17 protein-coding genes and 2 pseudogenes are annotated in these 23,046 nt (G+C 72.6%); 6 read left to right on the top strand and 13 right to left on the bottom strand.

The features are described from left to right. Nucleotides 1-283 precede the first annotated feature (283 nt). The gene (locus H1D33_RS28635) at nucleotides 284-637 is read left to right on the top strand and encodes a chorismate mutase (RefSeq protein WP_181570244.1); all 354 of its coding nucleotides are present in this window, start codon (nucleotides 284-286) and stop codon (nucleotides 635-637) included. A gap of 77 nt (nucleotides 638-714) precedes the next feature. Here the strand turns inward: H1D33_RS28635 and H1D33_RS28630 are convergent, their stop codons facing one another. The 7 genes from H1D33_RS28630 to H1D33_RS28600 form a co-directional block, all read right to left on the bottom strand. Beyond that, complete coding sequence (locus tag H1D33_RS28630; RefSeq protein WP_181570245.1) at nucleotides 715-1,731, bottom strand: ABC transporter ATP-binding protein; 1,017 nt, start codon at nucleotides 1,729-1,731, stop codon at nucleotides 715-717. Then, entirely contained in the window at nucleotides 1,724-2,752 is a 1,029-nt protein-coding gene (locus H1D33_RS28625) for an ABC transporter ATP-binding protein (protein WP_181572552.1), read from the bottom strand. Before H1D33_RS28625 ends, H1D33_RS28630 begins: the two co-directional genes overlap by 8 nt. 25 nt (nucleotides 2,753-2,777) lie before the next feature. After that, entirely contained in the window at nucleotides 2,778-3,761 is a 984-nt protein-coding gene (locus H1D33_RS28620) for an ABC transporter permease (RefSeq protein ID WP_181570246.1), read from the bottom strand. A 75-nt stretch (nucleotides 3,762-3,836) separates the two neighbouring features. Further along, a complete protein-coding gene (locus tag H1D33_RS28615) occupies nucleotides 3,837-4,763 on the bottom strand; it encodes an ABC transporter permease (RefSeq protein WP_181570247.1) in 927 nt (308 codons plus the stop codon). 144 nt (nucleotides 4,764-4,907) lie between these two features. Further along, nucleotides 4,908-6,551 carry a peptide ABC transporter substrate-binding protein gene (locus H1D33_RS28610; RefSeq protein WP_181570248.1) on the bottom strand — a complete coding sequence of 548 codons (1,644 nt, stop codon included), beginning with the start codon at nucleotides 6,549-6,551 and terminating at the stop codon, nucleotides 4,908-4,910. Between the two features lie 568 nt (nucleotides 6,552-7,119). Continuing rightward, on the bottom strand, nucleotides 7,120-7,797 hold the full coding sequence (locus tag H1D33_RS28605) for a response regulator (RefSeq protein ID WP_181570249.1): 678 nt from the start codon (nucleotides 7,795-7,797) through the stop codon (nucleotides 7,120-7,122). A 2-nt stretch (nucleotides 7,798-7,799) separates the two neighbouring features. Beyond that, complete coding sequence (locus tag H1D33_RS28600; RefSeq protein ID WP_181572553.1) at nucleotides 7,800-9,077, bottom strand: ATP-binding protein; 1,278 nt, start codon at nucleotides 9,075-9,077, stop codon at nucleotides 7,800-7,802. 150 nt (nucleotides 9,078-9,227) lie between these two features. Between H1D33_RS28600 and H1D33_RS28595 the strand changes: the two genes are divergently transcribed. From H1D33_RS28595 to H1D33_RS28585, 3 genes and pseudogenes are all read left to right on the top strand, one after another. Then, complete coding sequence (locus H1D33_RS28595) at nucleotides 9,228-11,105, top strand: PspC domain-containing protein (protein ID WP_181570250.1); 1,878 nt, start codon at nucleotides 9,228-9,230, stop codon at nucleotides 11,103-11,105. Beyond that, nucleotides 11,102-11,296, top strand: a pseudogene (locus H1D33_RS28590) (hypothetical protein); the annotation flags it as partial. The gene H1D33_RS28595 and the pseudogene H1D33_RS28590, both read left to right, overlap by 4 nt. Nucleotides 11,297-11,814: 518 nt before the next feature. After that, on the top strand, nucleotides 11,815-13,062 hold the full coding sequence (locus H1D33_RS28585; protein ID WP_181570252.1) for a phosphatidylserine decarboxylase: 1,248 nt from the start codon (nucleotides 11,815-11,817) through the stop codon (nucleotides 13,060-13,062). Between the two features lie 68 nt (nucleotides 13,063-13,130). Here H1D33_RS28585 and H1D33_RS28580 read toward each other — a convergent pair whose 3' ends face one another. From H1D33_RS28580 to H1D33_RS28570, 3 genes and pseudogenes are all read right to left on the bottom strand, one after another. Further along, nucleotides 13,131-14,042, bottom strand: coding sequence for a CDP-alcohol phosphatidyltransferase family protein (locus H1D33_RS28580; RefSeq protein WP_181570253.1), 912 nt, complete (start codon nucleotides 14,040-14,042; stop codon nucleotides 13,131-13,133). A 346-nt stretch (nucleotides 14,043-14,388) separates the two neighbouring features. Continuing rightward, a pseudogene (locus H1D33_RS28575) lies at nucleotides 14,389-15,299 on the bottom strand (NUDIX domain-containing protein). A gap of 108 nt (nucleotides 15,300-15,407) precedes the next feature. Beyond that, nucleotides 15,408-16,355: an NUDIX hydrolase gene (locus tag H1D33_RS28570; RefSeq protein ID WP_181570255.1), complete on the bottom strand. Its 948-nt coding sequence runs from the start codon at nucleotides 16,353-16,355 to the stop codon at nucleotides 15,408-15,410. Between the two features lie 144 nt (nucleotides 16,356-16,499). Here H1D33_RS28570 and H1D33_RS28565 point away from each other — a divergent pair, with 144 nt between their 5' ends. Beyond that, nucleotides 16,500-16,817, top strand: a complete 318-nt coding sequence (locus H1D33_RS28565) for a PspC domain-containing protein (RefSeq protein WP_181570256.1) — start codon at nucleotides 16,500-16,502, stop codon at nucleotides 16,815-16,817. Between the two features lie 7 nt (nucleotides 16,818-16,824). Here the strand turns inward: H1D33_RS28565 and guaA are convergent, their stop codons facing one another. Continuing rightward, nucleotides 16,825-18,381 (bottom strand): glutamine-hydrolyzing GMP synthase, encoded by a 1,557-nt coding sequence (gene guaA / locus H1D33_RS28560; RefSeq protein ID WP_181570257.1) that lies wholly within the window; start codon nucleotides 18,379-18,381, stop codon nucleotides 16,825-16,827. A gap of 120 nt (nucleotides 18,382-18,501) precedes the next feature. Beyond that, a complete protein-coding gene (locus H1D33_RS28555; RefSeq protein WP_181570258.1) occupies nucleotides 18,502-20,184 on the bottom strand; it encodes an FAD-dependent oxidoreductase in 1,683 nt (560 codons plus the stop codon). 133 nt (nucleotides 20,185-20,317) lie between these two features. Between H1D33_RS28555 and H1D33_RS28550 the strand changes: the two genes are divergently transcribed. Continuing rightward, nucleotides 20,318-21,418, top strand: coding sequence for an LCP family protein (locus tag H1D33_RS28550; protein WP_181570259.1), 1,101 nt, complete (start codon nucleotides 20,318-20,320; stop codon nucleotides 21,416-21,418). A gap of 53 nt (nucleotides 21,419-21,471) precedes the next feature. Here the strand turns inward: H1D33_RS28550 and H1D33_RS28545 are convergent, their stop codons facing one another. Continuing rightward, a complete protein-coding gene (locus tag H1D33_RS28545; RefSeq protein ID WP_181570260.1) occupies nucleotides 21,472-22,929 on the bottom strand; it encodes a M1 family metallopeptidase in 1,458 nt (485 codons plus the stop codon). Between the last annotated feature and the right edge of the window lie 117 nt (nucleotides 22,930-23,046).

Here is a 23,046-nt window from a genome sequence, read left to right as displayed (position 1 = left end):
GTCCGAGTCTATGCCGCCGCCCGGACACTTCCCCGCCCGCGCCGCCGGTTCGCGCACGGCGTCGCGTCTCACCTGTTGGCCGGTTTCCTTGCGCGTCCGCCCCGCCGGTCGGCATACTCGACGACGTGTCCGATCAGCGCTTCTTTTACTACGGCTCCGGGAGTCCGGCAGCCGTGGGTCGCGCCTGATCGTCAGACCTACGAAAAAGCCCCGGGCTCCCAGAGCCCGGGGCTTTTCCGTCCCGGGATCCGGGTACCGGGCCCGAGCCCTGAGAGGGACGACGATGATGACTGACGTGGTGGAGTCCAGCGGCAGCCTGGCGCGGCACGACCGGCCGACCGGCAGCGACCCGACCGGCGCCGCGGCGTCGCGTACCGGCACCGACGACTCGGCGGCGGCCGAGCGGATCGGGGAGATCCGGCGACGCATCGACGAGATCGACCGCACGCTCGTCACGCTCTGGCAGGAACGCGCCGCGCTCTCCCAGGAGGTCGGTGCGACCCGGATGGCCTCCGGCGGGACCCGGCTGGTGCTCTCCCGGGAGCGGGAGATCCTGGAGCGGTTCCGGGCCGAGCTGGGCGCCGACGGCACCCAGCTCGCGCTGCTGCTGCTGCGCGCCGGCCGCGGCCCGCTGTGACCGGACCGGCGCGGGCGCCGGAAACGACGAACCGCCTGCCGGCGTCGAGGTGACACCGGCAGGCGGTCCGAGGTGGATCAGGCCACCTCGTGGGTGACGACGATCTCCCGCTTCTCGGCGAAGTGGCAGGCGCTCGGGTGGTCCGAGCCCGGCCGGATCTCCAGCAGCGGGACCTCCTGGGCGCAGACGTCCTGCGCCTTCCAGCACCGGGTGCGGAACCGGCAGCCCGAGGGCGGGCTGATCGGCGAGGGGACGTCGCCCTGGAGCCGGATGATCGCCTTGCTCTCCCGCACGGTCGGGTCCGGCACCGGCACCGCCGACAGCAGCGCCTGGGTGTACGGGTGGGTCGGCCGCTCGTAGATCTCGTCCTCGGTGCCGATCTCCACCATCTTGCCCAGGTACATCACGGCGACCCGGTCGGACAGGTGGCGCACGACCGACAGGTCGTGGGCGATGAAGACGTACGACAGGCCGAACTCGGCCTGGAGCTTCTCCAGCAGGTTCATCACCTGGCCCTGGATGGAGACGTCCAGGGCCGACACCGGCTCGTCGCAGACGATCACCTCGGGCCGCAGCGCCAACGCCCGGGCGATGCCGATGCGCTGCCGCTGACCGCCGGAGAACTGGTGCGGGTAGCGGTTGATGTGCTCCGGGTTGAGGCCGACCAGGTCGAGCAGTTCCTTGACCTTGCCCCGACGGCTGCCGCGCGGCGCCACCTCGGGGTGGATCTCGAACGGCTCGCCGATCAGGTCACCGACGGTCATCCGCGGGTTGAGCGAGGTGTACGGGTCCTGCATGACAAGCTGGATCTGCCGGCGCAGCCGCCGCAGCGCGCCACCGGAGAGCTTGGAGATGTCCTGGCCCTTGTAGAGCACCTGACCCGCGGTCGGCTTCTCCAGGTTCATCAGCACCCGGGCGAGCGTCGACTTGCCGCAGCCGGACTCGCCGACCACGCCCAGCGTCTCGCCGGCCTTGAGGTCGAAGGAGACGCCGTCGACCGCCTTGACCTGGCCGATGGTCTTCTTGAACACGATGCCCTGGGTCACCGGGTAGTGCTTGACCAGGTCACGAACCTCGATGATGTTCTCAGTCACGGTTCACGAGCTCCTCGGCGAAGTGGCAGGCGCTGGCCCGGCCGTTGCCCAACTGCAGCAGCGGCGGGACCTTCTCCCGGCACACCGGCTGCGCCATCGGGCAGCGCGGGTTGAAGGCGCAGCCCGGCGGGATGTTCATCAGGTTCGGCGGGAGCCCCTTGATGGTCCGGAGCTCCTGCCCCTTCTCGTCCATCCGCGGGATCGAGTTGAGCAGGCCGAGCGTGTACGGGTGCGCCGGCTTGGCGTACAGGTCGTAGACGTCGGCGTACTCGACGATCCGGCCGGCGTACATGACCGCGATCCGGTCCGCGACGTCGGCGACCACGCCGAGGTCGTGGGTGATCAGGATCATGCCCATCTGCCGCTCCCGCTGGAGCTCGCCGAGCAGGTCCATGATCTGGGCCTGCACGGTCACGTCCAGCGCGGTGGTCGGCTCGTCGGCGATCAGCACCTCGGGGTCCAGCGCCAGCGACATGGCGATCATCGCGCGCTGCCGCATACCGCCGGAGAACTGGTGCGGGTAGTTGCTGAACCGACCCTTGGCGTTGGGGATCTTCACCTGGTCGAGCATCTCGATCGCGCGCTTCTTGGCGTCCGAGCGGCTGAGGCCGCGCCGGATGCGGAACTGCTCGGCGATCTGGAAGCCGACGGTGAAAACCGGGTTGAGGGCCGAGAGCGAGTCCTGGAAGATCATGGCGATGCCCTCGCCACGGATCCGTCGCCGCTGCTCGGCGGACATCTTGAGCATGTCCTTGCCGTGGAAGCGCACCTGGCCGCCGGTGACGAACCCGGGCGGGGTGTCCAGGATGCCCATGACGGTCTGCGCGGTGACGCTCTTGCCGGAGCCGGACTCGCCGAGCACGGCGAGGGTCTCCCCCGCGTCGACGTGGTACGTCACACCGTTGATGACCTTGGCGACGCCGTCCCGGGTGCGGAACTCCACCCGCAGGTCGTCGACCTCGAGCAGGCGGCCCGAGGGGCGGCCGGATCCGTCGGCGCCCGCCGCGGACTGCTCGGACACGAGAATGTCGGACAACTCAGTTCCCCTATCGGAGCTTCGGGTCGAGGGCCTCGCGGACCGCCTCGCCGAGCATGACGAAGCTCAGCACGGCGGTGACGAGGAACGCGGAGGGGAAGAACAGCAGGAACGGCGAGACCCGGATGTAGTTCTGGGCTTCGCTGATCATGATGCCCCAGGAGACCACCGGGCTCTTCAGGCCGATGCCCAGGAACGACAGGGTGGCCTCGGCCCCGATGAACGAGCCGACCATGATCGTGCCGTAGACCAGCAGCGGCGCCAGGCAGTTGGGCAGCAGGTGCTTCAGGATGATCCGGCCGGTGCCGGCGCCCAGGGCGCGGGCCGCGACGATGTAGTCGGCCTCCTTGGTGGCGAGCACCGAGGAGCGCATCAGCCGCATCACGACCGGCCAGCTCAGCACGCTCAGGGACAGGATGACCAGCCCCATGATCGTCCACTCGCCGTTGTCGGTGCCGGAGCCGTTGAACGTGGTCAGGATGACGATCGAGCCGAGCACGAACGGCAGGCCGAAGAAGATGTCCGCGACGCGGGAGAGCACCGCGTCGACCCAGCCGCCGCGGTAGCCGGCGATGATGCCCATCGCGCCACCGAACAGCAGCGTGAGGACCGTGGAGACCACGGCCACCACGATCGACGCGCGGGCGCCGTAGATGACCCGCGAGTAGACGTCGCGGCCCTGCACGTCGTAGCCGAACCAGGCCGACGAGGACGGTTCGACCCGGCTGCGCTCCAGCGCGCCGTTCACCGCGTCGCCGGAGGTGAACAGCGACGGGAACGCGGCCATCACCAGGAAGAGCACGATGAACGCCGCCGAGATCCAGAACAGCGGCTTGCGCCGCAGGTCGATCCAGGCGTCGCCGAGCAGGCCACGGGGCTTCTGCTGCTTGGCGCTCTCCGGCAGGCCGGCGTTGGTGGGCGCGCCGGACCCGGCCTCGGTGGGCATGGTCGCGGGCGGCGTCGACACGATCGACGCGGTACTCGGGTCACTCATGCCCGCACCTCGCTGCGCTCGGCGCGGGCGTGGTTGCCCGCGCAGACTGCTGGGACGATTCGTTCGCTGCGACGGTCACTCATAGCGGATCCTCGGGTCGAGGGCGGCGTAGAGCAGGTCCACCAGCAGGTTCATCACGAGGTAGACGACCACCAGCACCACCACGATGCCGACAACGGTAGCGCTCTCCTTGGTGACGATCGAGCGGAGCACCTGCCGGCCGATGCCGTTGATGCCGAAGATGCCCTCGGTGACGATCGCGCCACCCATCAGGGCGCCCAGGTCGGTGCCGAGCAGCGTGACCACCGGGATGAGCGAGTTGCGCAGCAGGTGCACACCGACCACCCGGCGCATCGGGAGGCCCTTGGCGATCGCGGTACGCACGTAGTCGGCCCGCCGGTTCTCGGCGATGCTCGTCCGTGCCACCCGGGCGATGTAGGCCATCGAGGCGCTGCCGAGCACGAAGCCGGGGACGATCAGCTCGCTGAACCGCATCTCGTTGGAGACGGTCGGGTTGACGATGCCCCACTTCACGCCCAGCACCCACTGGAGCACGAAGCCGATGACGAAGACCGGCAGGGCGATCAGGAAGAGGGTGGAGACCAGGACCAGGTTGTCCAGGAAGCCGTTGCGCCGCAGACCGGTCAGGATGCCCGCGCCGAGACCGATCACGGCCTCGATGGCGAGGGCGACCACCGCCAGCTTCAGGGTGTTCGGGTACGACGTGGCGATGATGTCGCTGATCTCGCGACCGCCGAACGTGATACCGAAGTCACCCTGGAAAAGGTTCTTCATGTAGCTGGCGTACTGCACCCAGATCGAGTCGTCGAGATGGTACTTCTCGGTCATCATGGCCCGGTAGTTCGGCGGGCAGCCACGGTCGCCGCACTTGCCGGCGAAGGGGTCACCGGGCACCGACCAGACGAGCCAGTAGATCAGGAACGTCGTGCCGATGAACACCGGCACGAGTTGCAGCAGCCGTCTCAAGAGATAACGGCCCATGGGGTGGTCCTCCAGACAGGGAGCGCCGGGCACCCGACGCGGTGACGACAACGTGCGAGGGGTTTGTTGTACACCCCCTCGCGGAACGGCCCCGGGCCGGGCTCACCGGTGAGGCGAGCCCGACCCGGGGTCAGACCGTTCGGATCAGAGCTCGACCGAGGTGATGTCGAGCTCGCCGACGTTGGTCAGCTCCAGCTTCTTGATCTTCTCCGAGTGGCCGGACTGCTCGCCGCTGAAGTAGATCGGGATCGTCGGGACGTCCTCATCGATCAGCTTGACGGCCTCGGCGAACTTCTTGTGGGCCTCCTCGATGCTGGGGGCCGCGGAGGCCTCCTTGGCGAGGGCGTCCACCTGCGGGTTGCTGTACTTGCCGTCGTTCGAGGAACCGCCGGTCACGTAGAGCGGGTTGATCCAGTTCTCCACGTCCGGGTAGTCCTGCTGCCAACCGGCGCGGTACATGCCGGTCATCTTGTAGTTGTTGATGTTGGCGCGGAAGACCGCGAAGGTCGGCACGCCGACGGCGACCGCGTCGATGCCCAGGTTGGTCTTGATCTGCTGGGCGACGGCCTCCATCCACTCCTTGTGGCTGGCGTCCGCGTTGTACGACAGGGTCAGCTTGCCCTGGAAGCCACCGGCCTCGGTGAGGAGCTGCTTGGCCTGCGCCACGTCGAACTTGCAGGCGGTGCAGTTGCCGGGCGCGGCGCCCGGGGTCAGCGGGTTGGCCCAGCTGTCGGCCGGCTTGCGGTTACCGAAGAAGATCTTGTCGGTGATCGACTGCCGGTCGATGGAGAGCGAGATCGCCTTGCGCAGCTTCGGGTTGGTGAAGCGCTTGTCGTAGATCGGGAAGGCGATGATGCCGGTCGACGGGATCGTCGTGGAGATCGCCCGCTCGCCCAGGTCGGTCTTCCACTTGTCACCGGCCAGCGACGAGACCGGGACCTGCTGCTGGAAGTCCAGGTTGTTGGCGAGCAGGTCGTTGTAGGCCGCCGTGTCGTCCTGGTAGATCTTGACGGTGACGTCCTTGATCTTCATCTTGTCGCGCAGGCTGTAGTCGTCGAAACGAGTCAGCTTGATCTCGACGTCGTCCTGCCAGGCGGTCAGCTTGACCGGGCCGTTGCCGATCGGCTTCTTGCCGAACTCCGCCGGGGTGCTGGAGAAGAACGCGTCCGGCAGCGGCATGAAGGCGCTGTAGCCGAGCTTGGTCGGGAACACGGCGGTCGGCGCGGCGAGGGTGACCTCGAAGTTCCAGTCGTCGACGACCTTGAGGCCGGACATCTCCTTCTTCGCCGGCTCCGGGGCCTTCTTCGGGCCGTCCGGGCCGTCCGGGTCCTCGGTGAAGACGTCGCCGAAGCCCTGGATGTCGGAGAAGAAGGAGGCGTTCTGCGCGCCGTTCGGGCCGTACGCCGCCCAGTTCCAGGCCTTGACGAAGCTCTCGGCCTTGACGGTGGTGCCGTCGTGGAACTTGGTGTTCTGCTTGATCTTGATCTTGAAGACCTTCGAGTCGCTCGTGTCGATCGACTCGGCGAGCAGGTTCTGCGGCGCCCCACCGTTGTTGGGGTACTCGACCAGGCCGCTCCACACCCAGTCGATGATCTTGCCGCCACCGGTCTCGGTGGTGTTCGCCGGAACCAGGGGGTTCTCCGGCTGGGTGCCGTCGATGACGATCGCGCCGTCCGAGCTGGCGCCGGCGTCGCCACCGTCGTTGTTCCCGCTGGAGCAGCCGGACGCGATGAGCGCGAATGCCGCGCCCACCGCGAGCGCGCCGCTCGCCCGCTTCGAGACTCTCATTCCGAGGGGCCTCCTCTTTCTTAACCTGGTTCCGTCGTGGGTTTCACGCACGTGTGGGGGGTGACACCGCCGACGTCCCGAACCACAGGACGCCGGTTTACCGCAGAGGAAATCGGGACACCCCAGGGGTACCGATCCGCCGGGCGCCACACCCTTCGACGAGGACATCGCGCAGGGTCGACGACCACGGGGCGGCGCTGGTGGCGGCGTCACGTGGTCGGCAGGCCCGACGAGATGCCTCACACCGGGGGGTGAGGTGCTGCCACTGTGACACTCACCGGCCCTTTCCGTGAAGGTGCCGTTATCAAGCCGTTAGTTGCTCGCCACGTTGCCGATACTTGAGAAAAGATCACAAACGGCGCCTACCGCACCGCCCTGAACAGGTAAGACGTGCCCACACCGATCGACACCACCCGGTACCTCCGCCGTGGGGAGCGCGCCCAGGAGCGCGACCGCGCCCGGCGGACCGGCACCGGGATCGCGCAGTTCTGGCCGTCCGGACGATGGCACCTTCGGCTGTGCGGACACGCTCGCCGCCCGGGTGGACGAGGGCGTCGGGGTCGCGGGCTCAGACCAGCCGGCGGTCGGCGGCCCAGCGGGACAACTCGTACCGGTTCGACATCTGGAGCTTGCGCAGCACGTTGGAGACGTGCGTCTCGACCGTCTTGATCGAGATGAACAGCTCCTTGGCGATCTCCTTGTACGCGTACCCCCGGGCGAGCAGCCGGAGCACCTCGCGCTCCCGGTTGGTGAGCTGATCCAGCTCGGGGTCGGCGACCGGCGCGTCCGGCCGGGACGCGAACGCGTCCAGCACGAACCCGGCCAGCCGCGGGCTGAACACGGCATCCCCGTCGGCCACCCGGCGGATCGCGTCGGTCAGCTCCTCCGGCGAGATGGTCTTGGTGACGTAGCCCCGGGCGCCGGCCCGGATCAGGCCGATCACGTCCTCGGCCGCGTCCGAGACGCTCAACGCCAGGAACTTCACCTGCGGGTGGGTCCGCCGCATCGCCTCCAGCACGGCGCGACCGCCACCGTCGGGCATGTGCACGTCGAGCAGCACCACGTCCGGACCGGTGGCCGCGATGCGGGTGACCGCCTCGGCCACCGAGCTGGCCTCGCCCACCACCTCGACCCGGGTGCCCAGCTCGGCGCGGACGCCGGCGCGGAACATGGCGTGGTCGTCGACGAGGAACACCCGCAGCGGCCCCCGCGGCGCCGCGCCCTCGACCGGTTCCTGCTCGGACATGGTCATCTGTCCCTTTCCGCCGTGGAGCCCGAGCCGGTGATCGGCAGGATCAGCCGGACCTCGGTCCCCTCTCCCGGCTCGGACCGGATCTCCGCCCGGCCGCCGTGCCGCTTCATCCGTCCGATGATCGAGCCCCGGACGCCGTGCCGGTGATTCTCCACGGTATCCGGGTCGAAGCCCTTGCCCCGGTCCCGAACGAAGGCGCTGACCTGCTCGGGTTCCACCTCGGCGTAGAGCGACACGGTCTGCACCCCGGCGTGCCGGGCCGCGTTCACGAGCGCCTCGCGCGCGGCGGCGACGAGCGCGCCGACCCGCTCGTCGGTCTCCCGGTCGCCGACCACCACCGTCTCGACGGTGATCGCGAACGTGTCCTCCACCTCGGCGGCGGCCTGCTCCAGGGCGGCCGCGAAGCGTTCGGTCGGCGAGGCGGTCGGCTTGTAGAGCCAGTTGCGCAACGAACGCTCCTGACCCCGGGCCAGCCGCTGCACCGTCTTGACGTCGCTGGCGTTGCGCTGGATCAGGGCGAGCGTGTGCAGCACCTGGTCGTGCACCATCGCGGCCAGCTCGGCCCGCTCCTGCTCGCGGATGCGCCCCTCCCGCTCGGAGCGGAGCTGGTTCCAGGTGCGCCAGAGCACCGGGCCGGTCACCACGCCCACGCCGGCCAGCCCGACCAGCGCGAAGATGACGCCGTTGAGCACCGCGTCGAAGTTCTGCGCCGGCGAGTAGACCGCGGCCACGCCGATGATGCCGACCGCGACGAGCACCCCGCCGCCGATGAAGCGGAGCACGAACGCCCGCCGGTCGCTCTCCTCCACCACCGCGCCCAGCCAGGGCACCGCGGAGTCGCCCCACTGCCGGCGGCGCTCCGGCCCGGACTGGTGCCAGATGACCCCGGCGCCGACCGCGATGATCGCCACCAGCCAACCGGCGGTGCCGGCCGCGCCGACCGAGTCGAACGCGACGACCTGGAGCAGCAGCACGCCCAGCCCGATCACCACGAACGGCAGCAACTGGGCGAGATCGCGACGGGGCGGGGCCGCGGTGTCGCCGGGGCGGGGCGGGACCACCGCCCAGAAGGCGGCGTAGAGCAACAGGCCGAGACCGCTCAGCCCGAGCAGCACCATGAACGCCACCCGGACCCGGAGCACCGGGATGCCCAGGTGTTCGGCGATGCCGGCGGCCACCCCGGCGCCCAGCCGGTGCTCGGTGGCCCGGTAGAGACGCGGGGGGTGCGGCGTGACGGTGCTGGTGATCTCGGGCTCCCGGGTCGGCGCGGAGATGCCGGCGGCGGCCGACGCTCCGATCGTCACACGCTGGGTAGGCCCCGGACCACGGGGACGCCCCGGACATTCGCCGACGCCCGATCTCAGGGTGGGGTCAGGGTCGGTTCCTGAGGTCGTCCGGGCGGCCGGGGCCGCAGTATCGGAGGCATGACCGAGGACGCTGCCCGTCCGCCCCGCCCCTGGGCGGCAGCACAGGACGATCCGCCGCCGCCCCCGCCGGGGTCGGCGCCCGCCGGCGACGACACGCCCCCGCCACCCGGCGGCGCGCCGTTCGCCGACCCACCACCCGGTGGGTACGCTCCGCCGCCCGGCGCCGCCGGCTTCACCACCCGCTACGGGCTGGTCCGCCCCCGGGAGGGCCGCTACCTGGCCGGGGTGTGCGCGGCCGTCGGCCGGGCCACCAACACCGACCCGGTGCTCTGGCGCGTCCTGCTGGCCGTGCTCGGCTTCTTCGGCGGCATCGGGCTGCTCGTCTACCTCGCCGCGTGGCTGATCATCCCGGGTGAAGGGGACACCGCCTCCCCGGTGGAGTCGATGCTCGGCCGGGGCCGCTCCAGCATGTCGCCGGTCACCGTCATCGTGCTCGGCATCCTGGTCGCGGTCGGCTTCGCGTACGTCGTCACCGACGGCTTCCGGGCCATTCTGCTGGGCGCGGTGATCCTGATCGGCGGCGCGCTGATGCTCAACCGCGAGCAGCGCGGCCTCGCGTCCCGGGGCGGCACGGCGCCGGGTCCGCAGCCCACCCCCGGGGGCGGGCCGGCCGGGACGCCCTGGCCCGGCGGGCACGCGACACCGCCCGGCACCGTCGCCCCTCCCCGCCCCGGCGGACCGGTCGGGGTCACGCCGCCGGGCTGGCCCGCCGGCGGCGCGCCGTCCGGCGTCCGGGCCGAGCCGGGCTACCCGCCCGCGCCCTCCGCACCGACCGAACCCGGCCACCCGGCCTGGTCCGAGCCCGGCTACCCGCCCACGCCGTCCGATCTGACCGAACCCGGCCACCCGGCCCGGTCCGAGCCCGGCTACCCGGCCACGCCCTCCGGCCGGGTCGAGCCCGGCTACCCGGCCACGTCCTCGGTCGAGCCCGGGTACCCGGCCGCGCCGCTGCCGGCCCCCGGGTGGCCCGCCGCGGCCGGCACCCGACCGGTCCGGTCCGAGCCGGCGACCGCGGCGATGCCCGGGGTGACCGCACCGGCCGGTGACACCGGCGCGTGGCCCACCTCCGGCGCCGCACCGGCCTGGCCGGCCGCGCCGACCACCGGCGCCCCGGTCGGCGGGCCGGCCGCCGTGCCACCGCCCGCGCCGGTCGGCGCCCCGCTGCCGCCGGGCGGCTACCGGCCGCCGTTCGCCCCGCACGGCCCGTACGCCGGGTCGCCCGCCCCGGCGCCCGTCCGGCCGCCCCGGCCGCCGAAGCGGCCGAAGGAGCGCTCCCCGCTCGGCGCGATCACCTTCTCGCTGATCTTCCTGGCGCTCGGCCTGGTGGCGATGCTCGACCTGATGGGCGTGTTCCCGGTCGGCGCCGCCGGCTACTTCGCCGCGGTGCTGGCCACCATCGGCCTCGGGCTGCTCGTGGGCACCTGGTTCGGTCGGGCGCGATGGCTGATCGCTCTCGGTCTGGTGACCGCGGCGGCACTCGGCGTCGCCACCGTCGCCGAGTCCTACGACCGGGTCCGGGGCATCGACGGCAACGTCACCTGGGCCCCGACCGACCGCCGCGACCTGGCCGACCGGTACGAGAACAACTTCGGCGACGCGGTGCTCGACCTGCGCGGGATCGACTTCGACAAGCAGGACATCCAGGTGACCGTCGAGGTCAACCTGGGCAACGCGACAGTGGTGGTGCCACCGGACGTGGACGTGACCACGGTGGCCGACGTCAACGCCGGCGAGGCGAACGTCTTCGGCCGGCGCACCGGCGGGCTCGACGGCCGGCACTGGGAGAGCACCGACGCGGGCGCGGACGGCCCCGGCGGGGGCACCCTGCGCCTCTACGTCCATCTGAACGCCGGAAATCTGGAGGTGACCCGGTGAAGGCCCATCGGACGGACATCGTCTCGTTCGCCTTCGGCCTCGTCTTCCTGGGGCTCGCGCTCTGGTGGCTGCTGGCCCGCATCCTCGGGCTGGCCGTGCCGCCGGTCGGCTGGTTCCTGGCCGGCGGGCTGGTGGTGATCGGGCTGCTCGGCCTGGTCGGCGCGCTGCGCTCGGTCCGCGCCCCGGCGGCTCGTCCCGACCCGGCGGCTCGTCCCGACCCGGCGGCTCGACCGGACGCGGCGGCTCGACCGGACGCGGCGGGCGGGCCGGAGACGACCGTGGCCGCGCCGTACCTCGACGGCACCTCGACCGGCACCGTGGGCACCCCGGACGGGGCCGACGAGTGGGCCACCGACGCCGTGGGCGACGTGCCCGTCCCGGCGCGGGAGGACCGGGCGACGAGCTGGTCACCGGTCGGGACACCGTCCGGCCCCGAACCCGAGGACCGGTCCGACCCGGTCACCCGTGAGCTGCCGCCGGTCGACCCGGAGACCGGGGAACCGCCGACCGGGCGGCAGCCCTCCGGAGGGCCGACGGTCTGACCTCGCCGGTGCGGGAGCCCGGCGGCGCGGCCTATGCTGGTCGCGGGAGATCTCGCCGCTGCCGTCCGGTCCGTGCCACCGGTGACCGTGCCCGGCGCTCCCGGTCCCGGCCGGTCGCGACACCGGCGGTCCCCGTCCGTCTCTACCTCGTCAGGAGTTCATCCGACATGACCCAGTCCCCCGCCGTGCGCGTCACCGGTCCGTCCGGTGCGGTCCGCCTCGGCGAGCGCGCCGCCCGTACGCTCGTCGCCGAGTTCGCCCGGCGTAACGACCCGAAGGCCGGCCTGCTGGTCGGCGCGACGCCGGAGTCCGCGGTACTGGCCGCCGCGATCGAGGCGCTGCTCCCGGGTGACCGGCTGATCGTCGTGCCGGCCGAGGGGGCCGCGACGGCGGCGCTGCGCGAGCACGTGACCGCCCAGGGGCGCTGGGTCGCCGACCGGGTACGCGTGGTCGACACGCTCGCCGAGGCGGACGCCGCCGCGGTGGTGGTCGTCGCCGAGCCGTTCACCGGCACCGCCGAGGAGGCCCGCGCCGCGGTGGACGGGCTGTCCAAATATCTCGCCGAGGGCGCGGTGCTGAGCGTCGCCGCGCCGCTGTTCCGCACCGAGGGCGCCGGCGCCGAGCTGGACCGGCAGGGCGTGCTGCACGGCGTCCGCACCGACGTGGTGCTGCGCAACTCGCCGCCGGTGCGCGTGCACCACCTGCGCTTCACCCCGGCCCCGGCCGCGCTGGCCGCCTCGCTCTCGCCGGCGTACCGGCCGTCGAGCGTGCCGGTGACCCGGCAGATGCACATCGACTCCAACGGGGTGGCCGCCGCCGGCATCACGCTCGGCCTGGCCGCCCTGGCCCGGGCCGCCCGGCCGAAGTCCAAGCTGTGGCTGGTGCCGGCGCTGGCCGCCGGCCCGGTGGCCGCGTTCTTCCGCGACCCGGAGCGGGACGTCCCGGAGGACCCGTCGGCCGTGGTCGCCTCGGCGGACGGCCAGGTGCTGTCCGTGCAGCGGATGCAGGACGAGCGCTTCGGCGACGGCGAGTGGCTGCGGATCGCGGTCTTCCTGTCGGTGCTGGACGTGCACGTCAACCGCGCGCCGGTGGCCGGCAAGGTGGTCGACTACTTCGTCGCCGACGGCGGGTTCGTCAACGCCATGAAGCCGGACGCCGAGCACAACGTGGCGGCGTACACGGTGTTGGACACCGACCGCGGCACGGTGGTCGTGGCCCAGCGCACCGGGCTGATCGCCCGCCGCATCGTGCAGCGGGCGCCGGTCGGCTCACTGCTGGCCAAGGGCGAGCGGTTCGGCCTGATCCGGTTCGGCTCGCGTACCGACGTCTACCTGCCGGCCGACACCGCGGATCCGCTGGTCGGCCCGGGCGACAAGGTGGTCGGCGGGTCCACGGTCATCGCCCGCTGGCGCTGACGGGAGAGAACGGAATGAAAGGGGCGCCGCGCGATCGCGCGGCGCCCCTTTCGTCGTGCGTGTCCGCGCTAGGCGGCGCGACGCTGGTGCAGCCAGAGCAGCGGGCCGCTGACCAGGTAGCCCACCACCACGAGGGCGAAGGTGAGCCGGATGTCGACGAGCGCGCCGACCACCGGGACGAACCAGAGCCACGGCGGCAGCTTCAGCAGCCGGGCGAGCTTGGCGTAGGGGAAGCTCGACACCATCGCGAAGGCGAGCAGCGCCACGCCGGCGACCATGACCAGGCCAGGGACCGGTACGCCGATCGCCACGGTCAGGGCGAGCACCGCCGCCGCCATGGTGGTCGGCACGCCGCAGAAGAAGCGGCCGTCCTTCGGCGAGACGTTGAACCGGGCGAGCCGGATGGCGGCGCAGGCCGCGACCAGGGCGCAGGCGACCGCGGCGGCCGCCGGCGGCACCGAGCCGGCCAGTGAGGCGTAGACCACCACCGGCGCGGCGAGGCCGAACGAGCACATGTCGGCGAGCGAGTCCATCTGCGCGCCGAACGGGCTGGCCACGCCGAGCTTGCGGGCCAGCGCCCCGTCGAGGCCGTCGAACGCGACGCAGGCGATCAGGCAGACCGCGGCCAGCCGCACCTCGCCCTGCATGGCCAGGAAGATGGCCAGCATGCCGAGCATGAGGCTGCTCAGGGTGCACGCGTTGACCAGCGCGAACTTGGCGCGCCGGGCGGTGGTGCGCTCACCCGGCAGCAGCGGGATCGACATCGCCGGCGACTCGTCGACCGGCGCGGTCACCGGCAGCGCCGGGCTGATCGGGCGGATCGCCTCGACGTCGGCGTCGAGCCGGGGGTAGCGGATGCGCTGGCGGTCGGCGTAGCGGTGGTCGGGGGTGACCAGGTCGACCCCGGAACCGGCCAGGCCGTCACGGCGGCCCACCCGGACCAGAAGCACCTGGCGGGCGAACGTGCTGCTGCGGCGCAACCGGCCCGCCCAGCGACGCCCTGCGGGGCGCGGACTGTCAGTCGTACGACGCCGGCGCCATGGGGCTCTCGGCACGTTTCCTCCATCACCGGATCGACTGGCCGCCCACGTCGGGGCGGGTGTCCGGCTGTCTCGTGCCGGACCTTTCGGGCCCGGCAGCCCATTTGCGGAGTACACCATTGCACAGGGGACAAGGGCTTGGGTATAGCTGCCGGCGGTACTTATAACTCCCTTAACCGCGCGAACTGCTCGTTCATTCCCATCTCGGGCCTCAACGCCCATTTTTGTCTGCCGGTCCCAACTCCTGACTGTACCGGAGGTGGCCCAGGACGGCTCGGCGAGCGGTTCAGCTCACCCGTCGCCCGGTGGCCCGCACCGCCACCCCGGTCATCGACAGACCGGCCAACCGCTCCCGGGGGAACCAGGCGGCCCGGGCGGTCGATCCGCCGGCCAGCTCGGTCACCACGGCCTCGGTCGGCACGTCCACCCGCACCCGGTAGACCACCCGGATGCCGTGCCAGTCGAGCGGGCGTCCCTCCGGCCCCAGCGCGCCCGGCGTGTGCAGGTTGTCCACGTCCAGCAGGTCGACCACCCGGCCGAGCTGGCCGGCCTCCTCGACCAGCTCGCGGAGCAGCCCGGCCGCCGGCTGCTCGCCGTGGTCGGTGCCGCCGCCGGGCAGGTGCCACCGGCCGGCGCCCGGATAGCCGTCCGCGATCATGGTGAGCAGCACCCGGTCGTCCGGGTCGGTGACCAGCCCGTACGCGGCGAAGCGCTGCCGGCGGTCGGCGGCCGGGCCGGTCGGCGCGCCGGGCAGGCCCCGGGGCAGGTCGGCCGGCAGCGGCGTCACCGGCAGGCCGAGCAGCTCGGCGGTGAACGGCATCAGCGGTCGGGCCGAAGCCTCCTCGGCGCTGAACCAGCCCACGTCGTCGCTGCCGCCGTCCGGCTCCGGCCGCAGCCGCCCGCCCCGGGCCTCCACCTCGAAGATCAGCCGATCCGTGTGCACCGCGACGTCACCGGGCGGATAGGTGGCCACGTCGGCGACCGCGTCGGCGAGCCGGACGACCGCCACGGTCAGCCCGGTCTCCTCGGCGAACTCGCGGACCACCGCGGCGGCCGGGTGCTCGGCGTGCTCGACCCCGCCCCCCGGAAGCTGCCACACCCCCGGATACGGGCACCGCGTCCCCCGCGCGCCAGCAGAACCCGCCCGCCTTCGTCCCGCAAAACCCCGAACGCCGCCACCCGCCGCCGCTGCTCCACCCCACGCCTCCCCGTCCGTCCCTGCGTCGATCATGAGGTTAGCGGTCCCGGGACGGACATTTCGTCCCGTCAACCTCATGATCGCCGGGTCAGGGCGGTGGGCGCGGGTCAGAGGAGGTGGGCGGCCTGGACGGCCTCGGCGGTCACCTCGGTCAGGCGGTCGGTGGGGAGGGCGCCGAGCTCCTCGCGGCGGAACCAACGGGCCTCGCAGGTGGAGCCGCCGACGTCCGCCACGGTGGGCGGCGCGGGCTGGTCAACGACCACCCGGTAGAAGGCTCGCACGCCGTGCCAGTCGATCGGGTAGCCCTCCGGGCCGAGCGAGGCGGCGTCGCGGTGGCTGGCCACCCCGAGCAGCTCGACCAGGCGGCCGGTCTGCCCGGTCTCCTCGACCAGCTCCCGGATCAGCGCGGCGGCGGGCTGCTCGCCGTAGTCGGTGCCGCCGCCGGGCAGGTGCCAGCAACCGGCGCCCGGGTAGCCGTCGGAGACGCGGGTCAACAGCACCCGCTCCTCCGGGTCGGTCACCACCGCGTACGCGGCGAAGCGCTGCGCCCGGTGCAGCCCGTCCGGGCCGGGGACGGCGTAGAACGACGGGAACTCGGGGACCTCCTCCGGCACGATGTCGTCGGTGGAGGTGGGCAGGCCCAGCGCACGCGCGGTGAACAACCGCAGCGGCAGCTCCCGGGCCTCGTCGATGGTGAACCAGCGGGCCAGGTCGGTGGGGCGGTCGACCCGCTCGGTGAGCGTCCCGCCGCGCACCGAGACGGTGTAGAGCAGGCGGTCGGTGTGGATCGTGATGTGCCGCTCGGGCAGCGCCCGCATGTCGGCCAGCACGTCCTGCAGGCCGGCGACGGCCACCGAGAGCCCGGTCTCGGCCGCGGTCTCCCGGACGACGGTGTGCTTGGGGTCCTCACCGTGGTCGACCGCCCCGCCGGGGAGGGACCAGGTGCCGGGGGTGCCGGAGCGCTCCGATGCGCGGACCAGCAACACTCGGCCGTTTGAATCAGCACAAACTGCGTATGCCGCGATCCTGCGCAGCGGCTCCAGCGAGGTGGTCACGGAAGCAAATTCTCCCCGGACCGGGTTACCTCCATCGAAAAGAGTCAGATTCCTGACTCTTCGCTGGCGCCTCAGGGACGGGTCAGGGTAGGTCTCCGGGCGGTCACCGAGGTCGCCCGCCGACCGGCGCGGGACCGTGGACACATGACCTCCACGAACCCCTCGCAAGCGCCGTACAAGCAGCTCCGCCGCCCGGTCAGCGACCGCATGATCGCCGGGGTGGCCAGCGGGCTCGGCCGCTACTTCGCCCTCGACCCCACGCTCGTCCGGGTGGTCTTCGCGACCGCCACCGTGCTCACCGGCGGGCTCGCCGCGCTCGCGTACCCGATCATGTGGTTCCTGATGCCCGAGGAGCCGGCCGGCGCGCCCGCCTGGCCGCACCCGCCGGGCACCGCGCCCGGTTGGCCGCCGGTCCCGCCGGCCGGCCCGGGGCCGCAGGCCGGGCCGCCGCCCGCCGCCTGACCCGGCGTCACTCCCACTCGATGGTGCCCGGCGGCTTGCTCGTCACGTCCAGGACCACCCGGTTGACCTCGGCGACCTCGTTGGTGATCCGGGTGGAGATCCGGGTTACCACCTCGTAGGGCAGCCGGGACCAGTCGGCGGTCATCGCGTCCTCGCTGGAGACCGGGCGCAGCACCACGGGATGCCCGTAGGTGCGCCCGTCGCCCTGCACGCCGACGCTGCGGACGTCGGCCAGCAGCACCACCGGGAACTGCCAGACGCCCCGGTCCAGGCCGGCCGCGGTCAGCTCCTCCCGGGCGATCAGGTCGGCCTTGCGGAGCACGGCGAGGCGCTCCTCGTCGACCGCGCCGATGATCCGGATGGCCAGGCCCGGGCCGGGGAACGGGTGCCGCCACACCATCGCCTCGGGCAGCCCCAGCTCCAGGCCGATCGTGCGGACCTCGTCCTTGAACAGCGTGCGCAACGGCTCGACCAGCGAGAACTTCAGGTCCTCGGGCAGGCCGCCGACGTTGTGGTGGCTCTTGATGTTGGCGGTGCCGGTGCCGCCGCCGGACTCCACCACGTCCGGGTAGAGCGTGCCCTGCACCAGGAACTCGACGTCGCCGTGCGCGGCGATCTCCCGGGCGGCGGCCTCGAAGACCCGGATGAACTCCCGGCCGATGATCTTGCGCTTCTGTTCCGGATCGGTCACCCCGGCGAGCGCGCCGAGGAACCGCTCCCGGGCGTCGACCACCTTGAGCTTGATGCCGGTCGCCGCCACGTAGTCCTTCTCCACCTGCTCGGCCTCGCCGGCGCGCAGCAGCCCGTGGTCGACGAAGACGCAGGTGAGCTGGTCGCCCACCGCCCGGTGCACCAGCGCCGCCGCGACCGCCGAGTCGACGCCGCCGGAGAGGCCGCAGATGACCTCCTTGTCGCCGATCTGCTCGCGGATCCGGGCCACCTGCTCGTCGATGATGTTCTCGGGCGTCCAGGTCGGCGCGACGCCGGCGATGTCGTAGAGGAAGCGGGTCAGCATCTCCTGCCCGTGCGCGGTGTGCCCCACCTCGGGGTGGAACTGCACACCGGCCCGCCGGCCGGCCAGGTCCTCGAACGCGGCGACCGGGGCGCCCGCCGACTCGGCGGTCACCGTGAAGCCGGCCGGCGCCTCGGTCACGCAGTCGCCGTGGCTCATCCAGACCGGCAGGTCGGCCGGCAGGTCACGCAGCAGCACGCCGGGCTCGGTCAGGCGCGGGCGCAGCGGGGTGCCGCCGTACTCGCGGTTGCCGGTGCGCGAGACCGTGCCGCCGAGCGCCTGGGCCATCGCCTGGAAGCCGTAGCAGATGCCGAAGACCGGCACGTCGGCGTCGAACATCCCGGCGTCGATCTGCGGCGCGTCCGGCGCGTAGACGCTGGCCGGGCCGCCGGACAGGATGATCGCGGCGGGGTTCTTCGCCAGCATCTCGGACACCGGCATGGAGTGCGGGACGATCTCCGAGTAGACCTTCGCCTCGCGGACGCGGCGCGCGATGAGCTGGGCGTACTGGGCTCCGAAGTCCACCACGAGGACGGGGCGAGGCGTGCTCATGTGCGCAAAGCCTACCGACAGTCACCGGCCGCGTGGACGCGCCCCGGCGGCGCGTCGCTCGCCAGGTGTTAAGCAAGGGGCCCCGCCTCTACCGGAGGCGTTAACCGGGGGCCCCTCCTTTCACCTCAGCGCGGCGGGAGCGTGCGCCGGCACCGCTGGCGTACGCGGCGGCACCGCCGCCACCCGCGTGTACGCGGAGCCGGGCGCCGGGCGCGGGTCGGGCTCGCCCCTGTTGGGCCAGAACGACATCGCCCGCTCGGCCTGCGCGGTGATCGTCAGCGACGGGTTGACGCCCAGGTTCGCCGAGACCGCCGCGCCGTCCACCACGTGCAGCCCCGGGTGGCCGTACACCCGGTGCCAGGGGTCGACCACCCCGTCGTCGGGGGTGGCGCCGATCACCGCGCCGCCGAGGATGTGCGCGGTCATCGGGATGTTGAACGGCTCGGTCACCGCGCCGCCCGGGGTGCCGTCGATCTCCTCGGCGAGCAGCCGGACCGCCTCGTTGCCGGCCGGGATCCAGGTCGGGTTGGGCGCGCCGTGCCCGGGGCCGGAGACCAACCGGCGCCCCCGCCAGCGGGTGGTCAGCGAGTTGTCGACCGACTGCATGACCAGCGCGATGACGGTGCGTTCGGACCAGCCGCGCACGGACAGCATCCGCGCGGCCAGCCCCGGCTGCCGGACGATGCTGCCCAGCCACCGCCGGACCCGGTGCGGCCCGCCGTCGACCAGCAGCGACTGGAGCAGGCCCATCGCGTTGGAGCCCTTGCCGTAGCGGACCGGCTCGATGTGGGTCTGCGGGTCGGGGTGGAACGAGCTGGTGATCGCCACCCCCTCGGAGAAGTCCAGACCACGCCGCCGGGCCGCGCCGGATCCCACCGAGGCGCCGAGGATCGCCTCCGAGTTGGTCCGGGTCAGCTCGCCCAGCCGGGGCGACAGCGCCGGCAGCGCGCCGGTCGCCTTCATCTCGTGCAGCAGCCGCTGGGTGCCGAGCGCGCCGGCCGCGAAGACCACCTGGTCGGCGTGGATGACCGCGCGGCGCTTGCGCAGCCAGGCGCCGGTCCGCTCGGTGTGCACCGCGTAGCCGCCGGCCTCCTCCGGCCGCACGGCGGTGACGGTGGTCAGCGGGTGCACCTGCGCGCCGAGCCGCTCGGCGAGCCAGAGGTAGTTCTTGACCAGCGTGTTCTTCGCGCCGTGCCGGCAGCCGGTCATGCACGAGCCGCAGTGGCTGCACCCGGTGCGGTCCGGCCCGACGCCGCCGAAGTACGGGTCCGCCACCCGCTGCCCCGGCCGTCCGATGTGCACGCCGACCGGCGTCGGGTGGAACGTGTGCGCCACCCCCATCCGCTCGGCCACCGCCCGCATGGCCCGGTCCGCGCCGGTGTCGATCGGGTACGTGGTGACACCGAGCATCCGCTTCGCCTGGTCGTAGTGGCGGGCCAACTCGTCGCGCCAGTCGGTGATGTCCCGCCACTGCGGGTCGGCGTAGAACGCGTCCAGCGGCTCGTAGAGCGTGTTCGCGTAGACCAGCGACCCGCCGCCCACCCCGGCGCCGGAGAGCACCATCACCCCGCCGCCGGCCTTCCGGTCGGCGGAGCGGAGCAGGGTGATCCGTTGCAGCCCGAAGCAGCCGAGCTTCGGCGCCCAGAGGAACCGCCGCGCCTGCCAGGACGTCTTCGGGAACTCCTCGTCGGCGAAGCGCCGGCCGGCCTCCAGGACACCGACCGAGTAGCCCTTCTCCGCCAGGCGGAGCGCGGTGACGCTGCCGCCGAAGCCCGACCCGATGACGACCACGTCGTAGCGCATGAACGCATCATTACCGACGGGTAGCTATGGCGCCAGCACGGGTTTTTCGCAGATCATGCAGAGCGCTCCGGCCACCGGTGCAACCTTCGGGGTGCCCGGACGCGTCGAACACCACGGGGAGAGGAAAGAACGCGTGACGAGACGACGCCTGCTCGGCCTGGCCGCCCTGGTGGCGGCGCTGCTGGTCGCCGGCGGCACGGTGGTGACGACGCGGCTGGTCGGCAACCACGCGCCGACCCGGGCCGCCGCGCCGGCCACCTCGTCCCCGGGTTCGCCGACGCCGGCGCCGACCACCGCCAGCCCGACCCCGCCGCCCGGCGCCGACCTGACCGGGCCGCTCAACCTGATGCTCGTCGGCGTCGACACCCGGGTCAGCATCCCCGGCTGGGAGCCGCACGCCGACGCCGTGCTGGTGCTGCACGTGCCCGCCGGGCTGGACCGGGCGTACCTGTTCTCGCTCCCCCGCGACCTGGTGGTCGACATCCCGGCCTTTCCGAAGGCCCGCTACCCGGGCGGGAAGACCAAGCTCACCCACGCGATGAGCTACGGCAGCCGGGTGCCGGGCGACAAGGCCCACCCCAGCACCGCCCAGGGGTACGAGCTGCTGCGCACCACCGTCTCCCGCTACACCGGGTTGCGCATCGACGCCGGCGCGGTGATCACGTTCGGCGGCTTCGACAAGCTGGTGGACACGCTCGGCGGCGTCGACCTCTACGTCGACCAGAAGGTCGAGTCCCGGCACCGCCGGCCGGACGGGAAGATGCGGCCGCTGGGCGGCGGCGGCTACACCGGGCCGCAGATGGTCTACCAGAAGGGCGACCGGCACCTGGTCGGCTGGCAGGCGCTCGACTACGCCCGGCAGCGCTACACCGCCGGCGGCGACTACACCCGGCAGCGGCACCAGCAGCAGCTCATCCGCGCGCTCGCCGGCAAGCTCCTCGGCCAGGGCACGCCCCGCGACCCGCAGCGGGTCGAGCAGGTGGTCGCCGCGCTCGGCAGGACCCTGGTGTACGTCGGCGGTGGGCGGAAGCTGATCGACTTCGCGTACGCCCTGGGTGGCATGCCGGCGGGCCGGATCACCCTGGTCGGGCTCCCCGGCACCGGGGTGGGCAGCGGCGGGGCCTACCGCGGCGAGCAGCTCCAGAAGCCGGGCCGCGACTTCCTCACCGCCCTGCGCGGCGGCAAGGCCGACGCGTACCTCGCCGCCCACCCTTCGCTGCGCGTGAAGACCTGAGGCGTTAGGCGGGGGCCCCGCCTATGCAGAATGCGTTAAGCGGGGGCCCCGCCTTACTTCGCCTTGGGGAGAGCGGGGCGTTCGGTGCCGAGCAACCAGGTGTCGAAGAGCTTGTCCAGCTTCTTGCCGGACACCCGCTCCGCCAGCGCGCGGAAGTCCGCGGTGGTGGCGTTGCCGTTCTTCCGCTCCGCCGCCCAGGTCTTCAGTACGGCGAAGAACGCGGCCTCGCCCACCGCCAGCCGCAAGGCGTGCACGGTCATCGCGCCGCGCTCGTAGACCGAGCGGCCGAACAGGTTCTCCACCCCCGGCCTGCCCGGCGGAGTCCGCCACACCGGGCCGGGCGCGGCCGCGTACGTCTGCTCGAACGTGCGCTGGACGGTTGACGACCCGCTGTGCTCGGCCCAGAGCCACTCCGCGTACGTGGCCAGCCCCTCGTTGAGCCAGATGTCCTGCCAGCGCTGGATCGAGACGCTGTCGCCGTACCACTGGTGGGCCAGCTCGTGCGCCACCACGTCGGTGTTGTCGCCCCGCCGGAAGAAGCTCGACGCGTAGACCGGCCGGCTCTGCGTCTCCAACGCGTACCGGATCCGGTCGTCGGCGACCACCACGCCGCCGTACGCGTCGAACGGGTACGGCCCGAAGATGCTCTCCAGGTAGTCGGCGACCTCGACGGTGCGCGCGATCGAGCGGTCCGGCGCGCCCTCGGGCAGCCCGGTGGTGACCGCGCTGAAGACCGGACGTCCCTTGTGCTCGGCGGTGGTGACGCGGAACTTCCCGATCGCCACCATGCTCAGGTAACTGGCCATCGGCGAGCCCTCCGACCAGCGCCAGGTGGTCCAGTCGCCGGCCGTCGACTTCCCCTTCGGCACCCCGTTGGAGACCGCGGTGAGCCCCTTCGGCACGGTGATCTCGATGTCGTAGGTGGCCTTGTCCGACGGGTGGTCGTTGACCGGGAACCAGGTGCTCGCCGACTCCGGCTGGCCGAGCGCGACCGCGCCGTCGGCGGTGTGCAGCCAGCCGCCCTCGCCCAGCGCCTCGGTGCGCAGCGCCGCCGGCCTGCCGTCGTACCGGATCTCGGTGACGAACCCGTTGCCCGAGGTGAGGCCGGTGGCCGGCGTGACGACCAGTTCGTCGTCGGCGCGGGCGTGCCGGGCCGCGGCGCCGTCCACGGTGACCGAACGGACCGTCAGCCCGGCCAGGTCCAGGTGGAACGCGGACAGGTCGGCGGTCGCGGTGGCCCGCACCGTGGTGGTGCCGGTCAGCTTGTCGGTGTCCGGGTCGTAGCGCACCTTGATCGCGTAGTTCGCGACGTCGTAGCCGCCGTTGCCGTAGCTGGGGAAATAGCTGTCGCCGGCCCCGGCCGCGCCGGGCGCGAAGGTGCGGCTCGCCGTCGGGCCGGGCTCGGTGGGCGCCGCCGCGCTCCGGTCCGGCTCGGCCGATCCGCAGCCGGCCAGCAGCAGCGTCCCGCAGGCCAGCAGCCCGAGCCGTCGTCGTCCGCCGCGCCGCGCCATCGCCTCGATCCCTCCCGGGGCCCCGAACGGCGGCCCGCCCACGGGCCGTTCCGCCCGCGGCAGCCTACCGACTGTCGATCACGTCCGCGTCACGGCAGGCCCGCTCGCCGGCCACCG

Source organism: Micromonospora ferruginea, assembly GCF_013694245.2.
GTDB lineage: Bacteria > Actinomycetota > Actinomycetes > Mycobacteriales > Micromonosporaceae > Micromonospora > Micromonospora robiginosa.
The sequence above is the reverse complement of the archived record's forward strand: the minus strand, read 5'-3'. Positions and strand labels throughout refer to the sequence as shown.

Bases quoted from the DNA above. Each gene is read 5' to 3' on its own strand.
- H1D33_RS28635 (WP_181570244.1), top strand. From the start codon at position 284: ATGATGACTGACGTGGTGGAGTCCAGCGGCAGCCTGGCGCGGCACGAC.
- H1D33_RS28620 (WP_181570246.1), bottom strand. From the start codon at position 3,761: ATGAGTGACCCGAGTACCGCGTCGATCGTGTCGACGCCGCCCGCGACC.
- H1D33_RS28615 (WP_181570247.1), bottom strand. From the start codon at position 4,763: ATGGGCCGTTATCTCTTGAGACGGCTGCTGCAACTCGTGCCGGTGTTC.
- H1D33_RS28610 (WP_181570248.1), bottom strand. From the start codon at position 6,551: ATGAGAGTCTCGAAGCGGGCGAGCGGCGCGCTCGCGGTGGGCGCGGCA.
- H1D33_RS28605 (WP_181570249.1), bottom strand. From the start codon at position 7,797: ATGTCCGAGCAGGAACCGGTCGAGGGCGCGGCGCCGCGGGGGCCGCTG.
- H1D33_RS28595 (WP_181570250.1), top strand. From the start codon at position 9,228: ATGACCGAGGACGCTGCCCGTCCGCCCCGCCCCTGGGCGGCAGCACAG.
- H1D33_RS28585 (WP_181570252.1), top strand. From the start codon at position 11,815: ATGACCCAGTCCCCCGCCGTGCGCGTCACCGGTCCGTCCGGTGCGGTC.
- H1D33_RS28565 (WP_181570256.1), top strand. From the start codon at position 16,500: ATGACCTCCACGAACCCCTCGCAAGCGCCGTACAAGCAGCTCCGCCGC.
- guaA (WP_181570257.1), bottom strand. From the start codon at position 18,381: ATGAGCACGCCTCGCCCCGTCCTCGTGGTGGACTTCGGAGCCCAGTAC.
- H1D33_RS28555 (WP_181570258.1), bottom strand. From the start codon at position 20,184: ATGCGCTACGACGTGGTCGTCATCGGGTCGGGCTTCGGCGGCAGCGTC.
- H1D33_RS28545 (WP_181570260.1), bottom strand. From the start codon at position 22,929: ATGGCGCGGCGCGGCGGACGACGACGGCTCGGGCTGCTGGCCTGCGGG.